Origin of the sequence: Clostridium lentum (genome assembly GCF_014287815.1) — a bacterium.
Classification (GTDB): domain Bacteria; phylum Bacillota; class Clostridia; order Clostridiales; family Clostridiaceae; genus Clostridium; species Clostridium lentum.
The window spans coordinates 156,431-182,309 of record NZ_JACOOQ010000002.1; the positions used below are offsets into that span (position 1 = coordinate 156,431).

Genomic DNA, 25,879 nt, shown 5'->3' on the forward strand with positions numbered 1-25,879 from the left:
AATAAAAAATAAATATACTACTAAGATATAGGGGGATAAAGAATGTTAAGGAAGAAAATATGTAAGCTATTATCAGTAATAATGATTGCTACATCAGTATTTGGAGCTGTTACTCCAGTGGTAAAGGCTGATATAATAAATGAAACAATTTTAAAAAATGAAAAACAATTGCAAAGTGGAAGATATACTGTAAAAAATACTACTAAGTATGTAGAAGAAGGTAATACTACAGGCGAAGGTATGGCTAGAAAAGTACTAAAGGAAGATTCAAAAATAGTAGTTAAAGATGGTAAAGTATTATTAACGATGTATTTTGATGAAGAAATGTTTAAAATGCTAAGTGATATAAAAGCATCTATGGATGAAGGAGAATTAATATCTGAGGTTAATAATGATGAAAAATCAGTTACCATGGAAGTACCATCTGTGAATTCAAAGGTGAAGGTTGATGTTACAGTTAGTGTAATGGGAAGAAAGGTATCTTTTTATGTAGAAAATAATATGGATACCTTAACATTAGAAGAAGCTTTTAAGGAAGAAACAGATGCTGTTGTTTTAGAAGATGGTAAATATAAAGCAAGTAATATTACAAGATACTATACAGATAGTGAACATGGAAATTCATCTGCAAGAAGAGCTATTGAAAGCGAAACTTTAATAAAGGTTGAAAATGGAAAAACTTACTTAACAATTACTTTTTCATCTATGTATTCTATGTTAGAAAATATTTCTGTTTCTTTAGATGGAAAAAAACTAGATATAGTTGAAGATTCAAATGCAAGAACAGTTACTTTTGAAGTTCCATCAGTAGATACAGAAGTATTATTAGGAATGAATATAAAAGGAATGAATCATCCAGTTGATTTCTATGTGATTAATGATATGGATACATTGGCAAAGATAAGTGAGGAGACAGATAATCCAGCAGAAGATGACAAGAATGACACAGTACCAGAAGTGCCTGAAACTCCAGAAGTTAAACCAGAAACTACACCAGACTCAGGAAATAATGGGGAAGGTTCAGAGACAATACCAGGAACTAAGGTATACACAATAGAAAATCAGGTATATCATGAAAATGCTACTGGTATGACAATGGCAAGACAATATTTAAATACTACTTCCAAGGTGGAGGATGTTAATGGTAAGCGTTATGTAACAATGACTTTTACAGGTGTTGAATACATGAATAATCATCAAATATATGTAAATGGCAACAAAGTTGAAGCTGAGGTTGTTGAAAGTACTTCAAGTAAGATAGCTTTAAGATTTGCTGTAGAAAGCCTAAGTGATTCAATTAAAGTTGGAACTTATGTAATTCCAATGGGTAGAAATATTGAATTTGATGTAAAGTTATTGGAAGATACTCTTACATTAGTTAATGGAAATATTGAAGAAGATAAAAACAAAGATAATACAAATAATCAATCTAATAATAATTCATCTTTAGTAAATAATGGGACAAGCAGTTCTAATAATAATGCTACTAATAAAGTAGAAGAAGAGAAAAATGTTAAAGAAAATGTAAAAGTTAAAGTTTATAATGTGCAAAATAATGTTACTCATGATAATGCAACAGGAGTAGCTATGGCAAGAAAATATTTAAACAGTGATACAGAAATAAAAGAGATAAATGGTAAGTATTATGTAACATTAACATTTACAGGAACTGAATTCATGCAAAATCATGAAGTTTATGTAAATGGTAGCAAAGTAAGTCACAGTATAGTATCAAGTACTAGTGATTCAGTATCAATTAGATTTAACATTGCAAGCTTAAATGATACAATATCAGTTAAAACTTATGTTGTACCAATGGCAAGAAATGTTGAATTTGGTGTGGAATTATTATTAGATACTATGACTTTAGTTAATGAGTATACTATAGAAGCTGATTCACTTCCAGAAACAGGAGCAGCAACATCATCAGCATTAGCATTATCTATAGGATTAATGGCCATTGGTTCAGGAGTAGTTTTAAGAAAAAAAGTTAAATAGAAAAAGATTAAAATGGGCTGTAAAGGCCCATTTTCAGCGTAAAGGATAAGGTGGGAAAAAAATGAAAATAATTAATAAGATAAAGATTTTAATAATGATTATGCTATCAATAGTAGTTATGGGAAATATCAATATTTATACGGTATTTGCAGAAGAAAAGATAGCAAGTGGAATATATGAAGTTTCTAATGAAGTGTATCATGATACTGAAATTGGTATGTCTATGGCTAGAAGTTATTTAAAAGATACCATGACTATGAAAATTACAAAAAATGAAGTTTTATATACTATTGGTTTTACAGGAACTGATTATATGGAAAATTATAGAGTGAAGGTTAATGATGTTGAAGTTCCAGTAGAAAGAGTTGATGGAGATGGAATAGTAACATTGAAAGTATCTGCAACTTCATTAAGTGATGAACTAAAAGCATGTATATATGTAGGTCCAATGGGAAGAGACGTAGAGTTTGGAATAATACCAAAATTAGAAACAATGTCATTAATTGAATCTATTGAAGAAGAAAGTACAGAAGAAACTACTGAAAATAGTGCTATTGAAGAAATACAAGATAATGAAATAATGCCTATAAGTGAAAATAATAATACAGAAGAAAATAGTAGTATTAGTAAAGTAATTTTATTTGGTGGAGTAGCAATATTAGTGATTGGTATAGTTTGTACTATAATGTTAAAAAGAAAAAAGTAAGACTGGAGAATTAATATGAAATTTAAGAATATATTAAGAATGTTAATGGTAACAATGCTTTCTGCAACAATGATAGGTTGTAGTAATGACAAAAAAGATGTTGTTGTTAACAATGATGAAGATGTTGTAGTAGCTACTTCTGTAGCAGTAACAGAAATTTTAGATGCTTTAGGAGTAAAAGTATCAGGAGTTCCTACCACTTCATATGAACTACCAGAAAGTACAAAGGAGGCAGTAGAAGTTGGTAATCCAATGAGTCCTGATTTAGAAATAATAAAGTCATTAAATCCGTCGGTGGTAGTGTCTGTTGATACATTAGGAGCAGATTATGAAAAGCTATTTACAGATAACAATATACCAAGTGAATTTGTTTCATTATCAAGCTTGGAAGGATTAAAAGAGACAGTTAGTAATTTAGGAAATAAATTTAATAAGCAGGCTGAGGCAGAAGCTATACTTAAAGAACTAAATACTAAGGAAGAAGAAATGGCTTCAATAAGTGAAAAAGAAAAACCTAATATACTTATTTTATTTGCAGCACCAGGTTCAACAATGATTGCCACTGAAAAATCTTATATAGGAAATTTAGTTAAAATTGTGGGAGGAAAGAACATTATTGAGGATACTTCTTTAGCGTATGTAACATATAGTAAGGAAGAAATAGCAAAGTTAAATCCAGATAAAATCCTTGTAATGATGCATGCACTTCCAGAGCAAACTAAGGCAGCTTTAGAAACTGAAATGGCTACTGATTCATCATGGCAAAATATTGAGGCTGTAAGAAATGGTAAAGTTGAATATCTAGATAATACTTATTTTGGTATGAGTGCTAATTTAAAAGTAATTGAAGGTTTAGACATGCTATATGATATAGTGCATAATAAAGGTGAATAGAAAATGAAGATGTTGAATAAAAAAACGAAAATAGTTTTTACAGTTTCTTTGCTTTTAGTATTATTGTCTACTATATTAATATCTTTAAAATTAGGAAGTATTGATATAAGCTTTACGGAGTTAATTAAGGGAATATTCACCGGTGATAGCACTGGTAATATAGGAATTATAAAGGATTTAAGAATGCCAAGAGTAATCATTGCAGTACTTATTGGGGCAAATTTAGCTATTTCAGGTGTGCTTTTGCAAGCAGTTATTAGAAACCCTTTAGCTGATCCCTATATTACAGGTATTTCATCTGGAGCTTGTGCTGTAACAGTTTTCTTTATGGTATTTGTACCAAGTGTAACAACATTAAGGCCTGTATTTGGTTTTTTTGGAGGCCTTATCTGTTGTGCCATAGTTTATTTAATGGCTTATAAAAAAGGACTTTTACCTATAAGAATAGTTCTAGCAGGAGCAGCTTGTAATGCTCTACTAGGTGGACTATCATCAATGTTTACCATAAGTGCAGGACTTGGAGCTAGCAATATACAAAAGTGGATTATGGGAAGTTTAGCCACAGTTACATGGGATAATGTATATATGTTATTGCCATATTCAATTATAGGAATAATCTTATCAATATGTGTAAGCAAAATATGTAATGTACTTGTACTAGGAAGTAAGAATGCTAAGAGCTTAGGATTTAATAGTGATTTATATATGATTATAGTAACTTTAATTGCCGTATTTTTGGCAAGTATCTCAACGGCTATTGGAGGAGTGATTTCTTTTGTAGGATTAGTTGTACCTCATATATGTAGGATAATAGTAGGATCTAATCATAAGTATCTAATACCATGCAGTGGAATATTAGGAGCATTTTTGGTGCTTTTTGCTGATACTATAGGAAGAGTTGTTATGAAACCTTATGAAATACCTGTGGGAGTAGTTACCTGTATAATAGGGGCACCATTTTTCTTATATCTTTTAAGAAGGAGTGACTTAAAATGATAAAAGTAAATAAATTATCGTTTAGTTATGATAAGAAGAAAAAATTTATTAAAGATTTAAGCTTTAATATTGAAAAAGGAAAAATTACTACTATACTTGGTCCAAATGGTAGTGGAAAGTCTACAGTATTAAGTTTATTATGTGGTTTAAATAAGATTTCATCTGGAGAGATTATCATTAATGATAAAGATATTAAGAGTATGAAATATAAAGATATAGCTAAGGAAATTGCTACTGTACACCAGCAAAATACTGTGCCAGATGACATAACAGTAAAAGAGCTTATCGCATATGGTAGAATGCCACATAAGAAATATTTTGCAAAGAATTCTCATGATGATGAAGAAATAGTAAAGTGGGCAATTGACAGAACAGGATTAGAACCATTAAAAGATAAGGAAGTCATGAGTATGTCAGGTGGAGAAAGACAAAGAGTTTTTATAGCCATGGCTTTAGCTCAAAAAAGTAAGATATTATTTTTAGATGAGCCTACTACATATTTAGATATTTATCATCAAATAGAATTGTTGGAGCTTATAAAGGAATTAAAGGAAGAAGAGGGATTGACTATAGTAATGGTCTTGCATGATATAAATCAAGCTTTAACATATAGCGATAATATTATAGTCATGAAAAATGGGGAACTTATTAAAAGTGGAGAAGCAAGTGTAGTAATAAGTATGAATTTATTAAATGATGTTTATAATATAGGTGGATTCTTAAGTAATCAAAAAGATAATGTGTACTTTGTACCAATGAAAAAAGAAAAGAATTGCGTTTAACGCAATTCTTTTTGCTGTTTTTAATATAATAAAAGGTATAAATAATAATATAATGATTATGATATAATAACAAATATGTAATAAAAAATAAATTTTAAGGAGTAGTTTATGATGGGAGAAATACTTGAGATAAAAAGAAAAGATGGAGCAATACTACAAGGTCAGTTTAAGCTTCTAGAAGAAAAAGATATTAAGGATATAATGAGATTACAGAAAATTGTTATAGATGCATTGGAAGATAAGCAATTATTTGCACCATCAGAGGAAGGCGAATTCCTTTTATACATTAAAGAATTAGGCAATGTAATTGGATGCTATGAAAGTGAAAGCAATGAACTTATAGCTATGGGTGTATATGGTAAACTAGGACATAGAGAAAATAACTATGGTTATGATTTGGAAATGGCTAAAGAGGAATTGTTATCAGTAGGACAAATTGAATCAACGGTGGTTTCACCAGAGTACAGAGGAAATTCACTGCAAAAGAAGATTTGTCTTCAATTAGAAAGGATATCAAAAAATAATAATGATAAGCTATTATGTGCCACTGTTTCTCCTTATAATAAATATAGTTTAAAAAGTTTCTTAGATCTTGGTTATGAAATTAAAAAGGACAAGTTAAAATATGGCGGATTGAGAAGATATGTTGTAGCTAAGGAACTTCAAAAATAAATGGCTTTGTTTTAATAAACTGTTGAAATTTGATTAACCTCTATAAATATGGTTATAATATAACTACTATTTAGGAGGTTTTTTTATGCCAAGAGTTAATAATGTTATCCAACAAGTTTCACAATTAAATACATATGAGCAAGGGAAGGTATTTGATTTTTTAAAGACTGTACTGATGTCAAACGGAATAACTAATTCTATAGATGAAGAAATCGCTGAAAATAGATTTAACAAGGGGAAGTGCTGTCCTTTTTGTAATCATGATAAAATATCTAAGTATGGAAAATATCATGGTAAGAACGGTGTTAAACAAAGGTATAAATGCCAAAATGCAGAGTGCAAAAAAACTTTCAATGATTTTTCTAAATCTCCAGTTTCAAGTAGTAAAAAGGGATTAGATAAATGGCTACTATACGCTCAATGTATGGTAAACGGTAATACCATTAGGCAATGTGCTGAAATCGTTGAAATTAATATTGCAACAGCTTTCTTTTGGAGGCATAAAATTATAGACGCAATTAGAAAGTTTGTTGGCTATGGTTCTCTTGAAGGTGTTATTGAACTTGATGAGACTTATTTTGCCCTTAGCTATAAAGGTAATCATAGTAAAAGTTCTAGTTTTACTATGCCAAGGGAATCAAGAAAGCGTGGCAAAGAAATAAATACAAGAGGTATATCAAAGGAATTTGCTTGTGTATTGTGCGGTGTAGATAGATTAGGAAATATATATACTGGTTTAATATGTGATGGTAGACCTAAATATACTGATATAGATAGAGCTTTATCGGAAGTTGTTGAAGATAATTCTATATTATGTACAGATAAACATAGAAGTTATATACCTTTTGCCGCTCAACATAATTTTGAGTTACATCAAATTAGGGGTGGGAGAAAAAATGTGGATATATATAATATTCAAAGAGTTAATGCTTTTCATAGTAGCTTAAAAATATGGATAAGGAAGTTTAACGGCGTTTCAACCAAGTTCTTAACAAACTACCTATTTTGGTATAAATGGACCCAATTATTTAAAACAGAAATGGAAATAAATAAGCCTAAAAAGTTCTTTGTTCATGCCAATTCAACATATTCTATATCTTTAATAAAGGATTTTAAGATTAGAAGACCAATATATGTATAAAAGGTAAAATTTGTTTTTATTTTACTGTTTTTAGTGTACAATAAATATAATGATTGATGAACAATTGTATTATATTGTGAGAGGAATAGGGATTAACAAGGGGGCAAATATATTGAAATTTCAAAGAGGAAAATTTGACATTATATTGAATGGCTTATGCTTGATAATTTTAGTTAGCACAATTTTATTTCTTATATTAACTTGGTCAAAAATTCCTGATAAAGTACCTATGCACTATGATTTTGCTGGGAATATTGATAGGTGGGGTTCAAAATTAGAAATACTTATTTTACCCATTATTACATGGATTATGTATGTTTTTATGACAATCATTGAAAAATTTCCAGAAGCATGGAATACAGGAGTTAAAGTTACAGAAGAAAATATAGAAAGAGTTTATTCTACCTTACTCCATCTTGTAAGCACAATAAAATTTATAATGGTGTGCGTGTTTGCATATCTTACAGTACAGACAGCATTGTCATTTGAATTATCTGCATGGTTTACACCTATATCTCTTTTGGTTATATTTGGTAATTTACTTTATTGGATTTTGAAGTTATATAGGGTTAAATAGTTTTTGAAATTCTAATATGTCCAGTATATTTAGATAAACAATCTTAATATTATACGATTCAAATAGGATGTCCAATGGACGTCCTATTATGTTATGCTAATTTCAACACTATTTTAAAACAAAGCCAAATAAATTTAATACTATTTTGTTTTTGTACGATAATTAAGATGAATAATATAATAGGAGGAATAATATGGATATAGCAGCATTATCAATTGGGATGAGTCAAAATGCAGTAAATACCGCAGCGTCAATAGCTTTGCTGAAAATGCAGATGAATACTGGTGAAGAAACTTCTAATAATTTATTAGAAATGGCTAAAACTATGGCAGTTGAGCCTGGAAAAGGATTAAATTTAGATAAATATGTTTAACTAAACTGTGGCATTTAATGTCACAGTTTTTTGTTATTATGTTATTTATACTTGTCAAAAGAGTTATATTTGATGTTTATAAAAACCGTATGGCTGTTAATTGGATGGTTTTTATGGTTTGCATTATTTTACTATATTTATTATAAGCTGATTTGTAAGTACAATGGTAAATTAAAAGAAGTAAAAAGAAAAAATCATTGGCTTTTACCTAATAAGCATATTTTAAATATAGATACATAGCTGACTAAAGCAAAGAGTAAAATGTCTATATCTAAATGGTGGTTTCTTTTATCTATATTTATAGGAGTTATTCCTTTTATATTAAATTTGATCAATGAAAATGAATATTTTAGCACAGCAGCTATATGTACAGGTACTTCAATAGCTGGAACTCTTATTTTTTTCATAATATATATGACCTATGTTAAAGAAGAAATTTTTGCATAAGAAAAAAGTTAAATTGAAAAACTATTATATAAGTTAAAGTATTGGTGAGGTTAAAAATGAGCAAATTTAAATGGGAAAAAATTTTAAATAAGAAAAGAATAAGAGATTATAAAATCAATAAGAAGAGTTCAGATTGTAGGGATGAGTTTGAAAATGATTATGATCGAATTCTTTTTAGTGCATCTTTTAGAAGACTTCAAGATAAAGCACAAGTATTTCCCTTAGAAAAGCTTGACTTCGTAAGAACCAGGCTTACCCATTCATTAGAAGTTTCATCTATAGGAAAGTCATTAGGTATTAGTATAGGTAGTAGGTTAGTGAAAAAAACCATAAATTATGAGGAAAAGGTAACCATATCCATGGTTGAAGATATAAGTAATATTTTAGCATGTGCAGGACTAATACATGATTTGGGAAACCCACCTTTTGGTCATTTTGGAGAGGTAGCCATTAGAGAGTGGTTTAAAAATAAATTATGTAAAAATGAAGATGGAAGCTATAATTTTAAGTATGATAAATATGATTTTAATTTAGATAAACAAGAAGCTTTAGATTTATTAAACTTTGAAGGTAATGCTCAAGGACTTAGAATATTAACAAAATTACATTTTGTTATTGATAGATATGGCATGAACTTAACAACAGGTGTATTAAGTGCAATAATAAAATATCCTATTTCATCTTTAGATAAAGAAAATAGTAATTTAAAAAAGATTGGATATTATAAAGCAGAGGAAAAGATATTTAAAGAAATAGCGGAAGATACTGATATATGGAAGTGTAGAAATCCTCTTGTATATATTTTAGAAGCAGCTGATGATATAGCATATCTTTTAGGGGATTTGGAAGATGCATTTAATAAAAAGATAATAACACATGATATTTTTAAAATGAAATATGAAGAATTTATTAAAGAAGAGGGATATGAAGAAAAAACACTAGAAGAAAGCTTATCATTTTATCTTTCTAAAAATTATAATATAGCAAAAGAGGAATATGGATATGAAGATCCAGGAGAATATGCATTAAAATCATTTATTATTAAGCTTAATAGATATTTAAAAGATTCAGTTATTGAAGAGTTTATTAATTCTTATGATGAAATTATGGATGGAGTTTATGAAGGTGATTTAATAAGCAACTCAAAAGCTAATAAGATATCTTTATTTTTAAGAAGTATATCAAAAGAATATGTATATACCAATGAAAAAATAGTGGCAAATGAAATAGTTGGCTATAATATAATTCATAATCTTTTAGATATCTTTGTACCAGCAGCACTTAATAAAGAAGTTAAACCTTATAAAGGTTATGATGGGAAGCTTTATTCACTTATTTCAAAAAATTATAGGTTTGTATGTGAAAATAATATTGAACAAAAAGAATGCAGTGAAGAATATTCAAGATTATTATTAGTAACGGATTTTATATGTGGCATGACAGATTCTTATGCAGCTTATTTATATGAGGAAATAAATGGGGTGAAGGCCTAGATAGTTATAAATTTTGAATAGACAGTGATAAATGAATTAGATAAAGAATAAAGTTAAAATCAGTAACATAGCCAGTTGCTGATTTTTTTTGTAAAATACCACAGTAATATGTTAATATATAACATAAAAGAGATATAAAGTAAGGTGAGAGAGTGAAATATAATTTGACTACAGAAAGTGATAAAAAAGAAATATGTAATTGGCAGTATCCTGATGAGTATGCTATCTATAATTTTTCACCATATGAGGAGCTATTGCAAAATAAGCAGAGTTTTTGTAATCCAGCAATAAAAAAGAATTTTTACTCTTATTATGATGGGGAAACTTTAGTTGGTTTTACTAATATTTTTGAGGAAGAAAATAAAGTGTTTATAGGCATTGGTGTAAACCCACAGTACTGTAACCAGGGGTATGGGAGGATGATCTTAGATACAGCTTATAAAATTTCTAAAGAATTATATCCTCTGAAGCCATTATATTTGGAAGTTAGAACATGGAATAAAAGAGCTATTAATTGTTATAAGAAAGCTGGTTTTGTAATTGAGAAGAAATTAAGGAAAACTACTACAATTGGAGAAGGTGAATTTTATAGGATGATAAGAAAATAATTTAACATTATAGAATTTGAAATAAGAAAAGGGGTATAAGATGGGAATTTTAAAATTAGTTGAAGTTAGTGAAAATTTTAGAGAACAAGTTTTAGAATATAAAGATGAATTTGATAATAATAATGAAATTTTACATGGTACAGCAGGCTTAGGAAAAGCTGAAAACTTTGAAGAATGGTTGAAGGCAATAGTTGATAATTCATTTGAAGAAACAGTAAGGCAAGGCTTTGTTCCATCATCTACTTATTTAGCTGTAAGGGTAGAAGATGACAAATTGCTAGGAATGATAGATATAAGGCATAAGCTAAATGAATATTTATTTAATTTTGGTGGACATATTGGCTATAGCATTAGAAAAAGTGAAAGAAGAAAAGGTTATGCAAAAGAAATGTTAGGACAAGCCTTAGGAAAATGCAGAGAAATGGGATTAGATAAAGTGCTAATCACCTGTGATAAAGAAAATATAGCTTCTGCTAGTACCATTAAAAGCCAAGGTGGGGTATTAGAAAATGAAGTAAATGAAGAAGATGAAATAGTTCAAAGATATTGGATTAATTTAAATAAATAGCAATAAGCATAAATAAAAGGGGAAGAAAAAATGAAAGAAAATACTTTTGTAAAAACACATGGATTAGGAAATGAATATATAGTTTTAGATAGTGATAATATCAGTTTTCAATTAACAGAAAAGGCTATAAAAAGGATTTGTAATGTTAATTTTGGAATAGGTTCTGATGGAATTCTTTTAAAAGTTCCATCAGATAAAGCAGATTTTGGTCTTAAAATATATAATCCAGATGGCTCAGAAGCTGAAAAGAGTGGTAATGGATTAAGAATATTTTGCAAGTATATTTATGATTATAACTTTACAGAAAATAGACAGTTTACTGTTGAAACTAAAGGTGGATTAGTTAATGCTGATATTGTTGAAGTTACTGAGGCTGGAAAAGCTAAACTAATCACAGTAGATATGGGACAAGCAATATTTAACGCAAAGGAAATTCCAACAAGATTTGATTCTGAAGAAGCCATAGGTAAAAAACTAATGGCAAATGGAAAAGAATTTGAAGTTAACTGCGTATCTATGGGAAATCCTCATTGTGTTGTTTTAAAGGAACAATTAAGTATAGATGAAATTAAAGAATATGGTAGATACTTAGAACATCATGAAATGTTTCCTAACAGAATTAATGTTCAATTTGCTAAGGTTATTTCAAGAAATGAAGCAGAAATTCTTATTTGGGAAAGAGGAGCAGAATTTACTTTAGCATCAGGAACTTCTTCTTGTGCAGTAGCTTGTGTTTTAAGAAAAAGAAATCTTATTGATAATAAGGTGAAAATTAAAATGCTTGGAGGAGCAACTATTTAGTTGTTAAAAATATATACAAATATGTTTAGTTGTGAACAAATGTGTTTAATATATTTTTAATATAAAAAGCTCCCCATGTTTATAAAGAGCATGGAGTGATAGGAAATACCTATCCAAAACTACTTGAATTGCTGGAAGTTCCTAAAGCTAACTAAACCACAACGTAAACATGAAATAAAGTTAAGCGTGAAGGTTACGAAAGTAGAAAAAATTAGTTAGATGGCATAAGGTTAAATCCTAAGTGCTTATACAATGGATAATCAGCAGGTAAGCCTCCAATAGAGGAAACTTCAACGACTATTCCGTAAAGGAAGTACATCTAAGTGGATGGAAGTGGGTAGCACCTTTTAAAAAGGTGGTGATATAGTCTGTGCTTATGTGAAAGCATAAGAAGTTCATAAGAGAACTGGTATGGAGTAACGAACCATATTGAACATGCTAAAAATATGCTAACTGTATATATTTTTATTTATTCAAATAACGATGATGAAAATTTCTAAGAATGAATAATTTATATATTTTTAATTAAAAAATACTATTTATTAAAATACAATGTCACCTCTTAAAAGGGAATATATCATAAGAATAAAGAAGTTATAACAGTGGTATAACTAAAATATGGATATATGGAAGGAGGTGAAAAAGTGAAACAGTCAATAAAAATAAGATTATTACCAACAGAAGAACAAGAAGTATTAATGTTAAAAAGTAGTGGTTGTAGCAGATTTGCTTATAATTGGGCTTTGAATAAGTGTAATGAAAAATATAATAATAATGAAAAATATTCAATAGCAAATATAAGAAAAGAATTTACTAAGCTAAAGAAAGAAGAAAAGTTTAAATGGCTAAATGAAGTTTCTAGTAAGGTAACACAAGAATCTATTAGAAATTTAGATAAGGCATTTAAAAGTTTCTTTAATAAACAATTTAAAGTATCCTAAATTTAAAACTAAAAGAAAATCAAAACAATCTTTTTATGTTAGATGTGATAGTTTATATTTCACAGATGATATGTGCAACATTGAAAAGATAGGAAAAGTAAGATTTAAAACTAATTATAGTATTCCTAAAAACTGTAAGTATAGTAACCCTTACTGTAGTTATAATGGAAGGTGTTGGGTTTTAAGTTTTAGTGTTGAAGTAGAAGAAAACCAAACTGCTTTAAATGAAGATTTATCAATAGGAATAGATTTAGGGGTAAAAGATTTAGCTACTTGTTCCAATGATGATGTATTTAAAAATATAAACAAAACAAAAAGAATTAAAAATTTAAAAAGTAAATTAAAACACTTGCAACGTAGTATTAGCAGAAAATATGAAGATAATAAACAAGGAAGTAAATTTGTTAAAACTAATAATATTATTAAATTAGAAAAACAAGTGAAGCAAATTTATAGAAAGTTATCTAATATAAGAAATAATTATATACATCAAACTACTAATAAAATAATAAAGCATTACCCATATAGAATTGTAATAGAAGATTTAAATGTTAGTGGAATGATGAAGAATAAGCATTTATCTAAGGCAATAGCAGAACAAGGATTTTATGAGTTTATGAGACAAATTAAATATAAATGTGAATTTAATGGAATTGAATTTATTCAAGTAGATAGATTTTATCCATCAAGTAAAACTTGTTCATGTTGTGGATTTATAAAAAAGATTTAAAACTTAATGATAGAAATTATAAATGTGATAAATGTGGTTTAGAAATAGATAGAGATTATAATGCAAGTATTAATTTAAGTAATTATTCTAGAGCCTAAAATGTTGAGAGGCTTTGGTCTTAGGGATTTTGGTGTATCCTTAGATGCTATGGAGTGTTATACAAACTAAAGTAGCTTAGGCAAAATAGGACACAACGAAGTAGTGAATAAATAAAAATATACACATTTAAGTATATTTTTAGCACCAGAGCTTACAATTGAGATTGATGATGACTTTAATGTAAGAATGACTGGAGAAGTTAGACAAATAGCTGAAGGAATTTTAAATGGAGAACTTATTGAAGACCTTAAGTAAATGAAAAATGAAGAATTAAGAATTAAAAATGAAGGAGGAAACTCCTTGAGGGGAGTTTCTGTAAAGCATAATAGAATGTTTTGTTTATTGAAAGAGTAATATAATTTTGTGAGGTGAAAGGGATGGTAGATAATAGTAAGAGAAATAGTGCAGTGAAAAGTGGAATTTCATTTGGGACATGCTTAGCTATGGTAATATCTTATACTGCATGGAAATCAATTGGATGGGCAATTATACATGGTTTGCTTAGCTGGGTATATGTAATTTATTATTTTGCAAAATATTATTAGTTTGAAAGTAAGGGTAGTGTTTAAATGGAATTTAAGGTTACTGATAAAATTAATGCAAAAGATAAAGAAATTATTTTCCAAGGATTATTAGAATATAATTTGGCAAGACTAGAAGATAAAAATCCTCAAGACTTAGGTGTTTATTTAAAAGATGACAATGATGAACTTTTAGCAAGCACCAGAATTTTATAAAAAACATGGATATAAAGAAAAGTTTGTTTTAGAAGAATATCCATTAGAAGGAAAGCGTCATTATTTTACTAAAAGACTGTAAACAAGTATATGAGAGAAAAAGGATAATAGTGATGAAAGATTATGATATAAGAGAATGTAGTAATGAAGAAGCAGATTTTGTTATTGATAAATTAGTAGAATACAATTTATCCAAAGTAGCAAGTACACAAGAAATTGACTTTTTAAATATAGATAGAGTTGTAGAAGATGTTAAAGGTAATATCATTGCTGGAATACTTGCCAAAATGTATTGTTGGAACTGCTTATATATAGATGTTTTATGGGTTGAAGAAGGTTATAGAAAAGATGGATTAGGATCAAAGTTATTAAAAGAAATTGAAAATATTGCAATAGAAAAAGGATGTCATTTGATTCATTTGGATACTTTTGATTTTCAAGCAAAGGATTTTTATATTAAGCATGGATATGAAGTATTTGGTGTTTTAGATGAATGTCCAAAGAAGCATAAAAGATATTATCTTAAAAAGTTAATTAAATAAATATATATAGGAGGAATTAGTAATATGAATAAAAAATTAGCAATCTTAGTAATAGTCTTTAGTGGTATAGCTGCATTGTTATCTGGAGGAATAAGGATGATGGTGGCGTATGCTGCTAATATAGCTTTAATTTCATTAGGTTATTTATATATGGTAAATAACAAAAAGAATGAGATATTACCATAAATAATAAAGGGTAAAGAGTGATGAGTAAGGAAAAGAATTTTATAAAACGAGTTATTATTGGAGCAGGTAATACTTCATATGAAGGGTGGATAGCAACACAAGAAGAAGAATTAAATCTGCTAAATATTGAGGATTATTATAAATTATTTGGTAAGGAAGAGTCAGCTGATGCCTTTTTAGCTGAACATGTTTTTGAACATTTAAGTTATGAAGAAGGAGCAGAGGCAGGAAAAAATATATATAAATTTTTGAAGCAAGGTGGGTATATTAGAGTAGCTGTTCCAGACATTAATTTTAAAAATGAATGGTATCATAATATGTGCAAACCAGGAGGGACAGGAGATATAAATCATCCTGCCTATAGCCATAAAGTTTTTTACGACTATAGAACTTTAATTGAAATTTTTGAAAGAATAGGGTTTAAAGTGGATTTGCTTGAGTATTGTGATGAAAATGGTAGATTTCATTTTAATTATTGGAGTCCAGACGATGGTATAATTGGCAGATCATTAAGATTTGATACTAGAAATAATAATGGTAGTTTAGGAATGGTTTCAATTATTATTGATGCATATAAAGAGTAGATATATAAAATATTTTAAGGAGAAGATTATGAAGAATGTTTTTCTGGTATATGATGATTGTTGCTTTTATGAAATAGTGATATTAAATTACTTTATGAAATTTACAGGTCAAGATGTAGTTATTTGTTCACTAAATGGAAGTGCTATAACTTGTATGGAAGGTTATTCAGTTAATGTAGATATGGCATTAAAAGATGTAGAAATAGATAATATAAAGAGTTTGATTATTCCAGGTGGAGATATAAAGATTATATGTAATGAAGAGGTATATGAACTTATCAAAGATTTAGTGAAAAAAGAAATAATTGTAGCAGCTATTTGTGCAGGGGTGGACGTACTAGAAAATACAGGAGTATTAAAAGATACTAAATCAACTCATTCAGAGGATACTGATATTTATAATGATAAAAAAGTAATTACAGCAAGAGCTAATGCATATGTGGATTTTGCCATTGAAGTTGCAAAGGAATTAAATTTATTTAAAGATGAAGTCGATTTAAAGGAAACCATAGATTTTTGGAAATTTCATAAAAGAGTTCAGTAAGATGCAAAATATGGATAATAGTTATGGAGAAAATTAATGTGAAAATATTATATGCTTAAATATAATATTGGAAATAATAAATATATAAGAATAAAAATAAAAAAATATGTTAAATTAATAACGGCTTTATGTTATAATTGTGAAAAATTCAATCTTAGGAAATTAAGGTGTAGAAAAAATGATTAAAGTAACAAAAGATATGAAGGCATTAGAGATTTTTAATAATGTCTGTGATGAAACTATAGAAATAATTTTAGAGCAAGGAGAAATACGCAAGTATAGTAAAGATACCATTGTTTTTTATGATAAAGAAGAAGTAACAGATATTTATATAGTTATTAGTGGAACTGTATCTCTTTATAAACTAAATGAAAATGGGCAAAAAAAAGTGATATTTATTTTAGGTGAAGGAAAAGTAGTAAATGAAGTTATTATAAAAGAACTTCCTGCATCAATAAATTGTAGGGCTTTTGAGAATGCTGAGCTTTTGAAGATTAATAAAAATAAACTTCTTGAGATAATGAAGTATGACTTTGAGCTATGTAAGAATATAATAATTTCACTTTCTATGAAAACTAGAAGGATGTATAGACAACTGAAGAATACTCCGCCATCTATAAAAATAGAAAAAAAATTAGCAGCAAAAATTTATAAATTAGGTCGTGATTATGGCGTTAAAACTCAGGAAGGCATATTAATAAAGATGAATTTAACAGTAACTTATTTAGCAGATTTATTAGGAAGCCAAAGGGAAACAGTGTCAAGGGCATTAAAATTATTACAGGATAAAAAGCTTATTTTTTATAAAGACAAAAATATTTTAATTTATGATTTGAATAAAATTTCAGAATTTTTTAAAACATCGTGATAAATATCACGGTGTTTATTTTTATATTAACATATAATTAATTCATGGAATAGTTGTTTAATTTTTAACAAAATTGTTAAAAAAACATTTATCAACAAGAAATTGATGTTAATAAAGAAAAAGGAGTGTTAAGATGGGCTACAAGGTTATAACGGAAAATGTAAATAATATTTTAAGACAGTTATCTAAAGATTATTTAATATATGCCCCAAAAGTATTTGAAGGTGATGGAAGATTTTCAGATACTGATACTATAAGATATGGAGAAATATCTGAAATAGAGGAAATAGTGTTTGATAAAAAATCAGAATATTCATTTAAGGAAATTCTTTTACCTATTTCAGAAACTTTATTCTATTTTACAGAAGACAATGCAGTTGTTCCAGAAGGACCAAAAAAAGGAGCTATAATCTTTTTAAGAAGCTGTGATTTACATGGGTTAAAACGTATGGATCAAATATATTTAAATAATGGACCGGAAGATTTCTACTATAAGAGATTAAGAGAAAATACAAGATTCATACTTATGGGATGTAGCCATACATTTGATAATTGCTTCTGTGTAGATATGCATAGTAATAAAAGCGATAATTATGATGCATACATAGATGTTGATGGAGATTATACATATTTTGATTGTAAGTGGGATGAGCTTGCATCTTTAATTGAAAAAGAAGGAAATGTTACTTGTGAAGTTACACCAAAATATGTAGAAAGTAATAAAGTTAATGTAAATATACCTGAGAATTTATCTGGTAAAGTGTTCAATTCAAAGGTTTGGGACGAATATACAAGCAGATGTATAGCTTGTGGACGTTGTAACTTTGTATGTCCAACATGTACATGCTTCACTATGCAGGATATAACATATAAAGAAAATAAGAATTCAGGTGAAAGACGTAGAGTATGGGCGTCATGTATGGTTGATGGATATACTGATATGGCCGGAGGAATTACTTTTAGAAAACCTAATGGAGAACGTATGAGATTTAAAGTAATGCATAAGGTTTATGATTATAAGAAAAGATTTGGGTACAATATGTGTGTAGGGTGCGGACGTTGTGATGATGTATGTCCAGAATACATATCTTTCTCAAATTGCATAAATAAGCTTGAAGATGCTGTAAAAGAGGTGGAATAAGATGAATAATGAATATATGCCATTTATTTCTGAAATAAAGGAAATAATTAAACATACAGATATTGAATATACGTTCCGTATGACTTATGATGGAGATGTTAAGCCAGGACAATTTTTTGAAGTATCAATACCTACTTTTGGAGAAGCTCCTATATCTGTAAGTGGTATTGGTGAAGGAACAGTTGATCTTACAATTCGTAAAGTTGGAAAGGTTACTAACGAAATATTCACTAATTATGTAGGAAATAAACTGTTTTTAAGAGGACCTTACGGAAATGGATTTGATGTTAACGATTATAAGGGTAAGGAAGTTACTATAGTAGCAGGAGGAACTGGACTTTCACCTGTAAAAGCAGTTGTTGATTACTTTGCTAAAAATACTTCTGAAGCAGTACACACTAATTTAATATGTGGATTTAAATCAATTGATGATATTTTATTTAAAGATGATATTAAGGAATGGGAAAAAAGTATAAATGTAACTTTAACAGTAGATAAGGCTGAAGAAGGATATAAAGGAAATACTGGATTAGTTACTAAATATATACCAGAGCTAGAGATAAAAGATATAAAAAATACAGCGTTTGTAGTTGTTGGACCTCCAATAATGATGAAATTTACAGTGGCAGAAATTCTTAAAAGAGGGGTAGCAGAAGAAAATATTTGGGTATCTTATGAAAGAAAAATGTGCTGTGGCTTAGGAAAGTGTGGTCACTGTAAGATGGATGATACTTATATCTGCCTTGATGGACCAGTATTTAACTATACTAAGGCTAAAAATTTAGTTGATTAGGAGGAGCAAATCTGTGGATATAAATACTAAAAAGCTTAAAAAAAATGCATTTAGAATAACTAAGGAAAGAGGAATTACAGCATCAAGAGTAAGAGTTCCAGGGGGACATTTAGATGCTGAACTTTTAGGAAAAATTCAAGAAATATCTGAAAAATACGGTAATGGAAAAGTTCATATCACTTCAAGACAAGGTTTTGAAATATTAGGAATTAAATTTGAGCATATTGATGCAGTAAATGAAATGCTTCAACCTATAATTGATAAATTGGAAATAAATCAAGAAGATCCAGGTACTGGGTATTCAGCAGCTGGTACTAGAAATGTTTCTGCTTGTATAGGAAATGCAGTATGTCCATTTGCTAATTATAAAACATCTGATTTTGCTAAGAAAATAGAAAAGGTAATATTCCCAAATGACCTTCATGTAAAAATAGCATTAACAGGATGTCCTAATGATTGTGCAAAGGTAAGAATGCATGATTTTGGTATTATAGGTATGACAGAACCGCAATATGACGAAAGTAGATGTATAAATTGTCAAGCGTGTTTAAAAGCTTGTAAGAAGTTATCTGTCGGTGCTTTAAGTTCTGAAAATTATAAAATTGTAAGAAATACTGAAAAATGTATAGGTTGTGGTGTGTGTGTGGAAAAATGTCCTACAAGAGCATTTACAAGAAGTAAAGAAAAGTATTATAAACTTACTATAATGGGTAGAACAGGAAAGAAAAATCCAAGATTAGGGCAAGATTTTATTATTTGGGCTGATGAAGAAAGCATTATAAAAATAATATCAAATACTTATAAATTCACAAAAGAATATATAGCAAAAGATGCACCAGGAGGAAAAGAACACGTAGGTTACATAGTTGATAGAGTTGGGTTCCATGAGTTTAAAAAGTGGGCTTTAGATGGTGTAAAATTAGGAGAAAAGGCTATAGTTAAAGAAAATGTTTATTGGGGTGGGATTCATTATAATTCTATAGATAACCAATAATATATATAAATTTACTTTAACAAAGGAGAAAGCTATAATGGAGAAAAATTTTAAAAACAAACTTAAAAATATGCCAATAGCAATAGTACCTACAATGGTAGGGGCAGCAACACTTTCTAATGTATATCAAGGATTAGGATTTACTTGGATAAAACATGTTACTATGTGGTCAGCTATATTAATATTATTATCATATTTAGGAAAAATAGTATTTCATTTTGATACTGTTAAATCTGAGTATAGAAATACTGTTCCAGCTAGTCTTTATGCAGGATTAACAATGATAACTATGATAATAGGAAGTTATATATTTACTTATAATCAAAGCATAGGTAAAGGATTATGGTTATTAGGGCTTATATTACATGCAATACACATATGTATATTTACATTTATGAATGTATTTAAAGGCATAAATAGAGATACTTTTATACCAAGTTGGTTCGTTACTTATAACGGAATAATGGTTGCAACTGTAGTTGGTGGAGTTATGAATGAGCCAGCTATAGGCAAGGTAATAGTATATTATGGTATAATTATATTATGTATAATAATGCCATTTATGGTTTACAGATTAGCAAAGCATTCAATAAAAGATGCTATGTATCATACACAAGCTATATTACTTGCACCTTCAAGCCTTTGCTTAGTTAGTTATTTAAACTTTATTGAAAAACCAAATAAGATAGTTGTCTATGCTTTATATGCATTAGCATTTTGTTCTTTCTTATTTATTTTATATAAAATGCCAAAATTCTTTGGATTTACTTTTAATCCAGGATTTGCAGGACTTACATTCCCTATGGCAATAGGAATTGTTGCTTCAACAAAAATGTCAGCATTTTTAATAGCACAAGGAAATGAAAGTTTTGGTAGTATAGTAAAAGAAATATCTGGAATACAAATCTATATAACAACAGCTATTATTGGTTTTGTACTTTATAACTTTGCAAGAATGCTAGTTAAAAGCTATAAAAATAATGGTTAATGATAATTTCAATGTAGAAACTCCTTAGGGAGTTTCTTTCACTAGAAATACTTTTTTGTAAAATTATACTTAATTTTAACATTAATTATCAATTATCCATTACAAATTATCAATTATAAATTTAAAAAGTGAGGATGGTATTAATGAAAAAGATTCAATCTACTTGTAATTTATGTGCACTTGCATGTAACTTAGATTTTTATGTTGAAAATGGAAAAATTGAAAAAGTTTCTCCAACGGTAGATTACCCAGTAAATCAAGGATTCTGCTGTATAAAAGGATTAAACTTAGACAAGCAACAAACTAAGATAAAAGCAAGAAAAACTCCATTATTAAAAGATGAAAATGGAAATATGAAAGAAATTTCATGGGAAGAAGGGTTTAAAACTTTTGCAGAAAAAATGACTGCAATTCAAGAAAAGTACGGAAAAGAAAGTGTTGCTTTCATAAGTACAGGTCAAATTCCAACTGAAGATATGGCACTTTTAGGTCATGTAGGTAGAAACTATATGAAAATAAATGGAGATGGTAATACAAGACTTTGTATGGCTACATCAGTTGTTGCTCATAAGCAAAGCTTTGGTTTTGATGCGCCTCCATACACATTAAATGATGCTGAACTTTCAGATACAATAATATTTATTGGAGCAAATCCAGTTATAGCTCATCCTGTATTCTGGGGAAGAGTAAGAAAAAATACAACTGCTAAGATAATTACAATAGACCCAAGAAAATCTGAAACAGCAATAAATTCAGATATATGGGTAGACATTAAACCAAAAGCAGATTTAGTACTTTTATATACATTAGCAAATGTATTAATTGAAAAGAATTGGATAGATGTAGATTATATTGAAAAGCATTCAGAAGGATTTGAAGAGTTTAAAGGTCATGCTGCTAAATTTACTTTAGAAAATGTTGAAGAAGAAACAGGAATTTCAGCAGAAAGAGTACTTGAATTAGCAGAAATAATACATAATGGTAAAAAGGTATCATTCTGGTGGACAATGGGTGTTAATCAAGGTTATCAAGCAGTAAGAACAGCTCAAGCAATAATTAACTTAGCTGTAATGACTGGAAATATTGGAAGACCAGGAACAGGAGCAAACTCTTTAACTGGACAAAGCAATGCTATGGGATCAAGAGTATTTAGTAATACAGCTGGACTTTATGGTGGTGGAGATTTCGATAATCCAGTAAGAAGAAAAGCAGTAGCAGAAGCTTTAGGTGTTGATGAAAGTGTATTAGCCACAAAACCAACAATTCCATACAATCAAATAATAGAAAGAGCTATTTCAGGTGAAATAAAAGGATTATGGGTAGTATGTACAAATCCAAGACATTCATGGGCTAATAATGAAGAATTTAGAAAAGCTGCTGAGAACTTAGATTTCTTAGTTGTACAAGATATATATGAAGATACACATACTGCAGAACTAGCAGATTTATTTTTACCATCAGTTCCAGGTATAAAGAAAGAAGGAGTATTCATAAATACTGAACGTAGATTATCTAAGATGAATCCTATTATACCTAAAGAAGAAGGAGAAAAATCTGATTTTGAAATATTATACGGAATAGGACAAGCATTGGGAATGGGAAGTCTTTTAGATAATTGGAAGACTCCAAGAGATGTATTTGAGTTATTAAAAAAATGTTCAAAAGGAATGCCTTGTGATATAACTGGTGTTACATATGAAATGTTAGAAGGAGCAGAAATGTCTGGTTCAAGAGGCGTTCAATGGCCATTTAGAGAAGGGGATGTTTTAGTAGAAGACCAAAGAAGACTTTATGAAGATGGAAATTACTACACACCATCTAAGAAAGTTAAATTTATTTTTGAAGATATAGCTGAAAATCCAATAGTGACATCTGAAAAATTCCCTTATATATTGAATTCAGGTAGAGGAACAGTTGGACAATGGCATACTCAAGTTAGATCAAGAGAAATAGAAGCTAACAAAATATATAGCAAAGAATCATATGTTTTAATGAACCCTCAATTAGCCAAAGAATTAAATATATCGGAACATGAAAGAGTTAAGATAGTATCACAAAATGGTGTTACAAGTGAGTTTAATGTTGTGTATTCAGATACAGTTAAAAAAGAACATTTATATGCTCCAATGCACTATATTGAAACAAATAGCTTAACACCTTCATTATATGATCCATATTCAAAAGAACCATCATACAAAACAGTTGCAGTAAACATTATTAAGTAGTTATGAAGTATAAATAATTAAGGAGTTCTAAAGATGAAGAGAATTAAAATTGATAGATCAAAATGTGTTGGATGCCTTACATGTACAACTGCATGTATAGTTTCACATAGTTCAGAAGATACAAGAAGCAGAATAACAATAGATAGTAATAAAAAATATGCCCCTATATTTTGTAGACATTGTGATAAACCAGAATGTGTATTTACATGTATGTCAGGTGCTATGAGTAAAGATAAGGAAACTGGAGAAGTAACATATGATAAAACTAAATGTGCAAGTTGTTATATGTGCATAATGGCATGTCCTTATGGAGTATTAAAAGCAGACAGTAGAACTAATAAACAAATAATGAAATGTGACCATTGTAAACATGCAGGTTCACCACAATGTGTTGAAAAATGTCCAATGGGAGCAATTACTTTTGAGGAGGTTAATAAGTAATGAGATATGTAGTTATAGGAGCCTCAGCAGCTGGTATAAGTGGAGCAAAGACTTTAAGAGAATTAGATAATGATGCAGAAGTAGTATTAGTTTCTAAGGATGAACATGTATATTCAAGATGTATACTTCATCACTATATTTCAAATCATAGAGATGTTGAAGCATTAAACTTCACAGGAAAAGATTTCTTTGAAAAGTATAATATAAACTGGAAAAAAGGCATAGAAATAACTTCAGTTAATGATGTAGAGCAAACATTATCATTAAGTAATGGTGAAACATTAGCTTATGATAAACTTATGATATGTAGTGGTGCTTCTGCTTTCATACCACCAGTAGAGGGCTTAAGAACATCAAACAACGTTGTTGGTTTAAGAAATCTTGAAGATGCAGTAGTTATAAAAGAGCAAGCTGCAAAAGTTAAAAATGTTGTAGTGCTTGGAGCTGGACTTGTAGGTATAGATGCCTTAAGTGGACTTTTAGATTCAGGTGTTAATATTTCATTAGTGGAAATGAGCAATAAAGTACTTCCACTACAATTAGATGAATATACTTCAAATGTTTATAAAAATAAGTTTGAAGAAAAAGGTGTAAACTTAAAATTAGGTGTAAGCGCAGTAAAACTTAATGTAGATGAAAATAACAATCCAGTATCATTATCATTAAATAATGGTGAAGATGTTCCATGTGAACTTGTTATAGTTGCTACAGGAGTACGATCTAATATAGCATTTTTAGAAAATAGCAATGTAGAATGTGATAGATTTGGATTACTTATAGATGAAAAGGGTAAAACTAATATAGATAATATTTATGGTGCTGGTGATGTAACTGGAAGAAATCCTATATGGCCAACAGCTGTAAAAGAAGGTATAATAGCTGCTAACAACATGTTAGGAAAAGAAATGATAATGACAGATTTCTTTGGAAGTAAAAATACAATGAACTTTGTAGGAATTGCTACAATGTCTTTAGGAGCAGTTGAACCAGAAGATGAAACTTATATAGTAGAAGTTAAAAATGATGAAAAAGGATATAAGAAGATAATACATAAAGATGGAAAGATTTATGGAGCTTTGATTCAAGGTGATCTTGATTATGCAGGAGTACTTACTCAGCTTATAAAAGAAAAGATAGATGTATCAAAGGTTACTAAGAGTTTATTTGATATAGATTATGCTGATTTCTTTAATATTGAGAAAAATTTTGAATTTAGTTATAAATAATAGTATAATTAATTAAAGATGAAAAATTGATTTGTTGATATTTGTCTAAATAAAGCATTGACATGAGGGAACATATATTGTAATCTCATGTTAATGCAAATATATTTTTCATTTTAAAGTTTAAATTTTTATGAGGGTGTTATGGCTAAAGTGATAAACATAATAGGTTATGGAAGTAATGTAGGAAAAACTTATATTATGGAAGGACTTATAAAAGAATTAAAAAGTCGTGGATTAAGCATTGCCACTATAAAGCATGATATTCATGGATTTGATATAGACAAAAAAGGAAAAGATACATACAAGCATAGGAAAGCTGGTTCTGAAACTGTAATAATTTCTTCAAAAAACAGGATTGCAATTATAAAAGAACTGAATAAAGAAACAGAGTTACAAGAGATTATAGAAATGGCCAGTGACAAAGATATTATTTTAGTAGAAGGCTATAAGAAAAGTAATCTTAGAAAGATAGAAGTGTATAGAGATGGCTTAAGTGAAAAAATAATAACACCAAAAGAAAAATTGATTGCTATAGCCAGTGATATAGATATACACATGGATGATGTCAAAGTAATTCCTAAGGAAGATTTTAAAGCTTTGGCTGATTTAATTGAAAAAGAGAAAGAATTTAAAATATAATTGATATTTTCTAGAGTATAAAAGTCCTAAGTATTTATATATATGGATTTTATACCTGAATTTAATTCACAGGGTAGTCTTTGAAAAGAGGCTGTCTCCACATTTTGGGAAGGAAAATAGGCAAGAAATGTAAAAAATAAGAATT

Annotated in this window: 29 protein-coding genes, 1 pseudogene and 1 riboswitch; of the genes and pseudogenes, 29 read left to right on the plus strand and 1 reads right to left on the minus strand. The window is 28.7% G+C overall.

What is annotated here, in order from left to right; genetic code table 11:
• Positions 1-42: 42 nt before the first annotated feature.
• From H8R92_RS02255 to H8R92_RS02295, 9 genes are all read left to right on the plus strand, one after another.
• Complete coding sequence (locus tag H8R92_RS02255; protein WP_186834595.1) at positions 43-1,998, plus strand: NEAT domain-containing protein; 1,956 nt, start codon at positions 43-45, stop codon at positions 1,996-1,998.
• A 61-nt stretch (positions 1,999-2,059) separates the two neighbouring features.
• Positions 2,060-2,704 (plus strand): NEAT domain-containing protein, encoded by a 645-nt coding sequence (locus H8R92_RS02260; protein WP_022213030.1) that lies wholly within the window; start codon positions 2,060-2,062, stop codon positions 2,702-2,704.
• Between the two features lie 15 nt (positions 2,705-2,719).
• Complete coding sequence (gene isdE / locus H8R92_RS02265) at positions 2,720-3,598, plus strand: heme ABC transporter substrate-binding protein IsdE (RefSeq protein WP_022213029.1); 879 nt, start codon at positions 2,720-2,722, stop codon at positions 3,596-3,598.
• 3 nt (positions 3,599-3,601) lie between these two features.
• Positions 3,602-4,594 carry a FecCD family ABC transporter permease gene (locus H8R92_RS02270; protein ID WP_022213028.1) on the plus strand — a complete coding sequence of 331 codons (993 nt, stop codon included), beginning with the start codon at positions 3,602-3,604 and terminating at the stop codon, positions 4,592-4,594.
• Entirely contained in the window at positions 4,591-5,376 is a 786-nt protein-coding gene (locus H8R92_RS02275) for an ABC transporter ATP-binding protein (RefSeq protein WP_186834596.1), read from the plus strand. Before H8R92_RS02270 ends, H8R92_RS02275 begins: the two co-directional genes overlap by 4 nt.
• A gap of 108 nt (positions 5,377-5,484) precedes the next feature.
• Positions 5,485-6,048, plus strand: a complete 564-nt coding sequence (locus H8R92_RS02280; protein WP_330606856.1) for a GNAT family N-acetyltransferase — start codon at positions 5,485-5,487, stop codon at positions 6,046-6,048.
• 85 nt (positions 6,049-6,133) lie between these two features.
• Positions 6,134-7,189: an IS1595 family transposase gene (locus H8R92_RS02285; RefSeq protein ID WP_186834597.1), complete on the plus strand. Its 1,056-nt coding sequence runs from the start codon at positions 6,134-6,136 to the stop codon at positions 7,187-7,189.
• A 112-nt stretch (positions 7,190-7,301) separates the two neighbouring features.
• Positions 7,302-7,766, plus strand: coding sequence for a DUF1648 domain-containing protein (locus H8R92_RS02290; protein WP_186834598.1), 465 nt, complete (start codon positions 7,302-7,304; stop codon positions 7,764-7,766).
• Positions 7,767-7,959: 193 nt separating this feature from the next.
• Positions 7,960-8,139: a YjfB family protein gene (locus tag H8R92_RS02295; RefSeq protein WP_186834599.1), complete on the plus strand. Its 180-nt coding sequence runs from the start codon at positions 7,960-7,962 to the stop codon at positions 8,137-8,139.
• Between the two features lie 194 nt (positions 8,140-8,333).
• Here H8R92_RS02295 and H8R92_RS02300 read toward each other — a convergent pair whose 3' ends face one another.
• On the minus strand, positions 8,334-8,546 hold the full coding sequence (locus tag H8R92_RS02300; RefSeq protein ID WP_186834600.1) for a hypothetical protein: 213 nt from the start codon (positions 8,544-8,546) through the stop codon (positions 8,334-8,336).
• 96 nt (positions 8,547-8,642) lie between these two features.
• On the opposite strand from H8R92_RS02300, the gene H8R92_RS02305 reads away from it, so the two are divergent.
• The 20 genes and pseudogenes from H8R92_RS02305 to mobB all read left to right on the plus strand — a co-directional run bounded on the left by H8R92_RS02305 (position 8,643) and on the right by mobB (position 25,734).
• Positions 8,643-10,079, plus strand: coding sequence for a deoxyguanosinetriphosphate triphosphohydrolase (locus tag H8R92_RS02305; RefSeq protein WP_186834601.1), 1,437 nt, complete (start codon positions 8,643-8,645; stop codon positions 10,077-10,079).
• 152 nt (positions 10,080-10,231) lie between these two features.
• Entirely contained in the window at positions 10,232-10,687 is a 456-nt protein-coding gene (locus H8R92_RS02310) for a GNAT family N-acetyltransferase (protein ID WP_186834602.1), read from the plus strand.
• A 40-nt stretch (positions 10,688-10,727) separates the two neighbouring features.
• A complete protein-coding gene (locus H8R92_RS02315) occupies positions 10,728-11,255 on the plus strand; it encodes a GNAT family N-acetyltransferase (RefSeq protein WP_022166582.1) in 528 nt (175 codons plus the stop codon).
• A 30-nt stretch (positions 11,256-11,285) separates the two neighbouring features.
• Complete coding sequence (gene dapF / locus H8R92_RS02320; RefSeq protein ID WP_186834603.1) at positions 11,286-12,056, plus strand: diaminopimelate epimerase; 771 nt, start codon at positions 11,286-11,288, stop codon at positions 12,054-12,056.
• 644 nt (positions 12,057-12,700) lie between these two features.
• Positions 12,701-13,825: pseudogene (locus H8R92_RS02325) on the plus strand (RNA-guided endonuclease InsQ/TnpB family protein).
• A 378-nt stretch (positions 13,826-14,203) separates the two neighbouring features.
• Positions 14,204-14,371, plus strand: coding sequence for a hypothetical protein (locus tag H8R92_RS02330; protein ID WP_022166580.1), 168 nt, complete (start codon positions 14,204-14,206; stop codon positions 14,369-14,371).
• Between the two features lie 24 nt (positions 14,372-14,395).
• Positions 14,396-14,563: a hypothetical protein gene (locus H8R92_RS02335; protein ID WP_022213017.1), complete on the plus strand. Its 168-nt coding sequence runs from the start codon at positions 14,396-14,398 to the stop codon at positions 14,561-14,563.
• 113 nt (positions 14,564-14,676) lie between these two features.
• Positions 14,677-15,105: a GNAT family N-acetyltransferase gene (locus H8R92_RS02340; protein WP_022213016.1), complete on the plus strand. Its 429-nt coding sequence runs from the start codon at positions 14,677-14,679 to the stop codon at positions 15,103-15,105.
• Positions 15,106-15,129: 24 nt separating this feature from the next.
• Positions 15,130-15,291 (plus strand): hypothetical protein, encoded by a 162-nt coding sequence (locus H8R92_RS02345; protein ID WP_022213015.1) that lies wholly within the window; start codon positions 15,130-15,132, stop codon positions 15,289-15,291.
• A gap of 20 nt (positions 15,292-15,311) precedes the next feature.
• On the plus strand, positions 15,312-15,875 hold the full coding sequence (locus H8R92_RS02350; protein WP_022213014.1) for a class I SAM-dependent methyltransferase: 564 nt from the start codon (positions 15,312-15,314) through the stop codon (positions 15,873-15,875).
• Positions 15,876-15,903: 28 nt separating this feature from the next.
• A complete protein-coding gene (locus H8R92_RS02355; protein WP_186834604.1) occupies positions 15,904-16,419 on the plus strand; it encodes a DJ-1/PfpI family protein in 516 nt (171 codons plus the stop codon).
• 178 nt (positions 16,420-16,597) lie between these two features.
• Positions 16,598-17,287: a Crp/Fnr family transcriptional regulator gene (locus H8R92_RS02360; protein WP_022213009.1), complete on the plus strand. Its 690-nt coding sequence runs from the start codon at positions 16,598-16,600 to the stop codon at positions 17,285-17,287.
• 133 nt (positions 17,288-17,420) lie between these two features.
• Entirely contained in the window at positions 17,421-18,428 is a 1,008-nt protein-coding gene (asrA, locus tag H8R92_RS02365) for an anaerobic sulfite reductase subunit AsrA (protein WP_022213008.1), read from the plus strand.
• Between the two features lies 1 nt (position 18,429).
• A complete protein-coding gene (gene asrB, locus H8R92_RS02370) occupies positions 18,430-19,221 on the plus strand; it encodes an anaerobic sulfite reductase subunit AsrB (RefSeq protein WP_022213007.1) in 792 nt (263 codons plus the stop codon).
• A gap of 13 nt (positions 19,222-19,234) precedes the next feature.
• Positions 19,235-20,215 (plus strand): sulfite reductase subunit C, encoded by a 981-nt coding sequence (asrC, locus tag H8R92_RS02375; RefSeq protein WP_022213006.1) that lies wholly within the window; start codon positions 19,235-19,237, stop codon positions 20,213-20,215.
• A 37-nt stretch (positions 20,216-20,252) separates the two neighbouring features.
• Positions 20,253-21,203: a TDT family transporter gene (locus tag H8R92_RS02380; RefSeq protein ID WP_022213005.1), complete on the plus strand. Its 951-nt coding sequence runs from the start codon at positions 20,253-20,255 to the stop codon at positions 21,201-21,203.
• A 143-nt stretch (positions 21,204-21,346) separates the two neighbouring features.
• On the plus strand, positions 21,347-23,428 hold the full coding sequence (locus tag H8R92_RS02385) for a molybdopterin oxidoreductase family protein (RefSeq protein WP_186834605.1): 2,082 nt from the start codon (positions 21,347-21,349) through the stop codon (positions 23,426-23,428).
• A gap of 33 nt (positions 23,429-23,461) precedes the next feature.
• Positions 23,462-23,869, plus strand: coding sequence for a 4Fe-4S dicluster domain-containing protein (locus H8R92_RS02390; protein WP_022166567.1), 408 nt, complete (start codon positions 23,462-23,464; stop codon positions 23,867-23,869).
• Complete coding sequence (locus H8R92_RS02395) at positions 23,869-25,095, plus strand: NAD(P)/FAD-dependent oxidoreductase (RefSeq protein WP_186834606.1); 1,227 nt, start codon at positions 23,869-23,871, stop codon at positions 25,093-25,095. Before H8R92_RS02390 ends, H8R92_RS02395 begins: the two co-directional genes overlap by 1 nt.
• 141 nt (positions 25,096-25,236) lie before the next feature.
• The gene (gene mobB / locus H8R92_RS02400) at positions 25,237-25,734 is read left to right on the plus strand and encodes a molybdopterin-guanine dinucleotide biosynthesis protein B (protein WP_186834607.1); all 498 of its coding nucleotides are present in this window, start codon (positions 25,237-25,239) and stop codon (positions 25,732-25,734) included.
• A riboswitch (molybdenum cofactor riboswitch) is annotated at positions 25,732-25,865 on the plus strand. Its footprint overlaps the gene before it by 3 nt.
• Positions 25,866-25,879: the final 14 nt, after the last annotated feature.

Excerpts from the sequence above, each read along its gene's own strand:
- H8R92_RS02340 (WP_022213016.1), top strand. The coding sequence starts at position 14,677 with ATGAAAGATTATGATATAAGAGAATGTAGTAATGAAGAAGCAGATTTT.
- H8R92_RS02345 (WP_022213015.1), top strand. The coding sequence starts at position 15,130 with ATGAATAAAAAATTAGCAATCTTAGTAATAGTCTTTAGTGGTATAGCT.
- mobB (WP_186834607.1), top strand. The coding sequence starts at position 25,237 with ATGGCTAAAGTGATAAACATAATAGGTTATGGAAGTAATGTAGGAAAA.
- H8R92_RS02380 (WP_022213005.1), top strand. The coding sequence starts at position 20,253 with ATGGAGAAAAATTTTAAAAACAAACTTAAAAATATGCCAATAGCAATA.
- H8R92_RS02390 (WP_022166567.1), top strand. The coding sequence starts at position 23,462 with ATGAAGAGAATTAAAATTGATAGATCAAAATGTGTTGGATGCCTTACA.
- H8R92_RS02300 (WP_186834600.1), bottom strand. The coding sequence starts at position 8,546 with ATGAAAAAAATAAGAGTTCCAGCTATTGAAGTACCTGTACATATAGCT.
- H8R92_RS02335 (WP_022213017.1), top strand. The coding sequence starts at position 14,396 with ATGGAATTTAAGGTTACTGATAAAATTAATGCAAAAGATAAAGAAATT.
- H8R92_RS02315 (WP_022166582.1), top strand. The coding sequence starts at position 10,728 with ATGGGAATTTTAAAATTAGTTGAAGTTAGTGAAAATTTTAGAGAACAA.
- dapF (WP_186834603.1), top strand. The coding sequence starts at position 11,286 with ATGAAAGAAAATACTTTTGTAAAAACACATGGATTAGGAAATGAATAT.
- H8R92_RS02285 (WP_186834597.1), top strand. The coding sequence starts at position 6,134 with ATGCCAAGAGTTAATAATGTTATCCAACAAGTTTCACAATTAAATACA.
- H8R92_RS02270 (WP_022213028.1), top strand. The coding sequence starts at position 3,602 with ATGAAGATGTTGAATAAAAAAACGAAAATAGTTTTTACAGTTTCTTTG.
- H8R92_RS02395 (WP_186834606.1), top strand. The coding sequence starts at position 23,869 with ATGAGATATGTAGTTATAGGAGCCTCAGCAGCTGGTATAAGTGGAGCA.
- H8R92_RS02350 (WP_022213014.1), top strand. The coding sequence starts at position 15,312 with ATGAGTAAGGAAAAGAATTTTATAAAACGAGTTATTATTGGAGCAGGT.
- asrA (WP_022213008.1), top strand. The coding sequence starts at position 17,421 with ATGGGCTACAAGGTTATAACGGAAAATGTAAATAATATTTTAAGACAG.
- H8R92_RS02355 (WP_186834604.1), top strand. The coding sequence starts at position 15,904 with ATGAAGAATGTTTTTCTGGTATATGATGATTGTTGCTTTTATGAAATA.
- H8R92_RS02275 (WP_186834596.1), top strand. The coding sequence starts at position 4,591 with ATGATAAAAGTAAATAAATTATCGTTTAGTTATGATAAGAAGAAAAAA.
- asrB (WP_022213007.1), top strand. The coding sequence starts at position 18,430 with ATGAATAATGAATATATGCCATTTATTTCTGAAATAAAGGAAATAATT.
- H8R92_RS02280 (WP_330606856.1), top strand. The coding sequence starts at position 5,485 with ATGATGGGAGAAATACTTGAGATAAAAAGAAAAGATGGAGCAATACTA.
- isdE (WP_022213029.1), top strand. The coding sequence starts at position 2,720 with ATGAAATTTAAGAATATATTAAGAATGTTAATGGTAACAATGCTTTCT.
- H8R92_RS02260 (WP_022213030.1), top strand. The coding sequence starts at position 2,060 with ATGAAAATAATTAATAAGATAAAGATTTTAATAATGATTATGCTATCA.
- H8R92_RS02385 (WP_186834605.1), top strand. The coding sequence starts at position 21,347 with ATGAAAAAGATTCAATCTACTTGTAATTTATGTGCACTTGCATGTAAC.
- H8R92_RS02360 (WP_022213009.1), top strand. The coding sequence starts at position 16,598 with ATGATTAAAGTAACAAAAGATATGAAGGCATTAGAGATTTTTAATAAT.
- H8R92_RS02305 (WP_186834601.1), top strand. The coding sequence starts at position 8,643 with ATGAGCAAATTTAAATGGGAAAAAATTTTAAATAAGAAAAGAATAAGA.
- H8R92_RS02255 (WP_186834595.1), top strand. The coding sequence starts at position 43 with ATGTTAAGGAAGAAAATATGTAAGCTATTATCAGTAATAATGATTGCT.
- H8R92_RS02295 (WP_186834599.1), top strand. The coding sequence starts at position 7,960 with ATGGATATAGCAGCATTATCAATTGGGATGAGTCAAAATGCAGTAAAT.
- H8R92_RS02330 (WP_022166580.1), top strand. The coding sequence starts at position 14,204 with ATGGTAGATAATAGTAAGAGAAATAGTGCAGTGAAAAGTGGAATTTCA.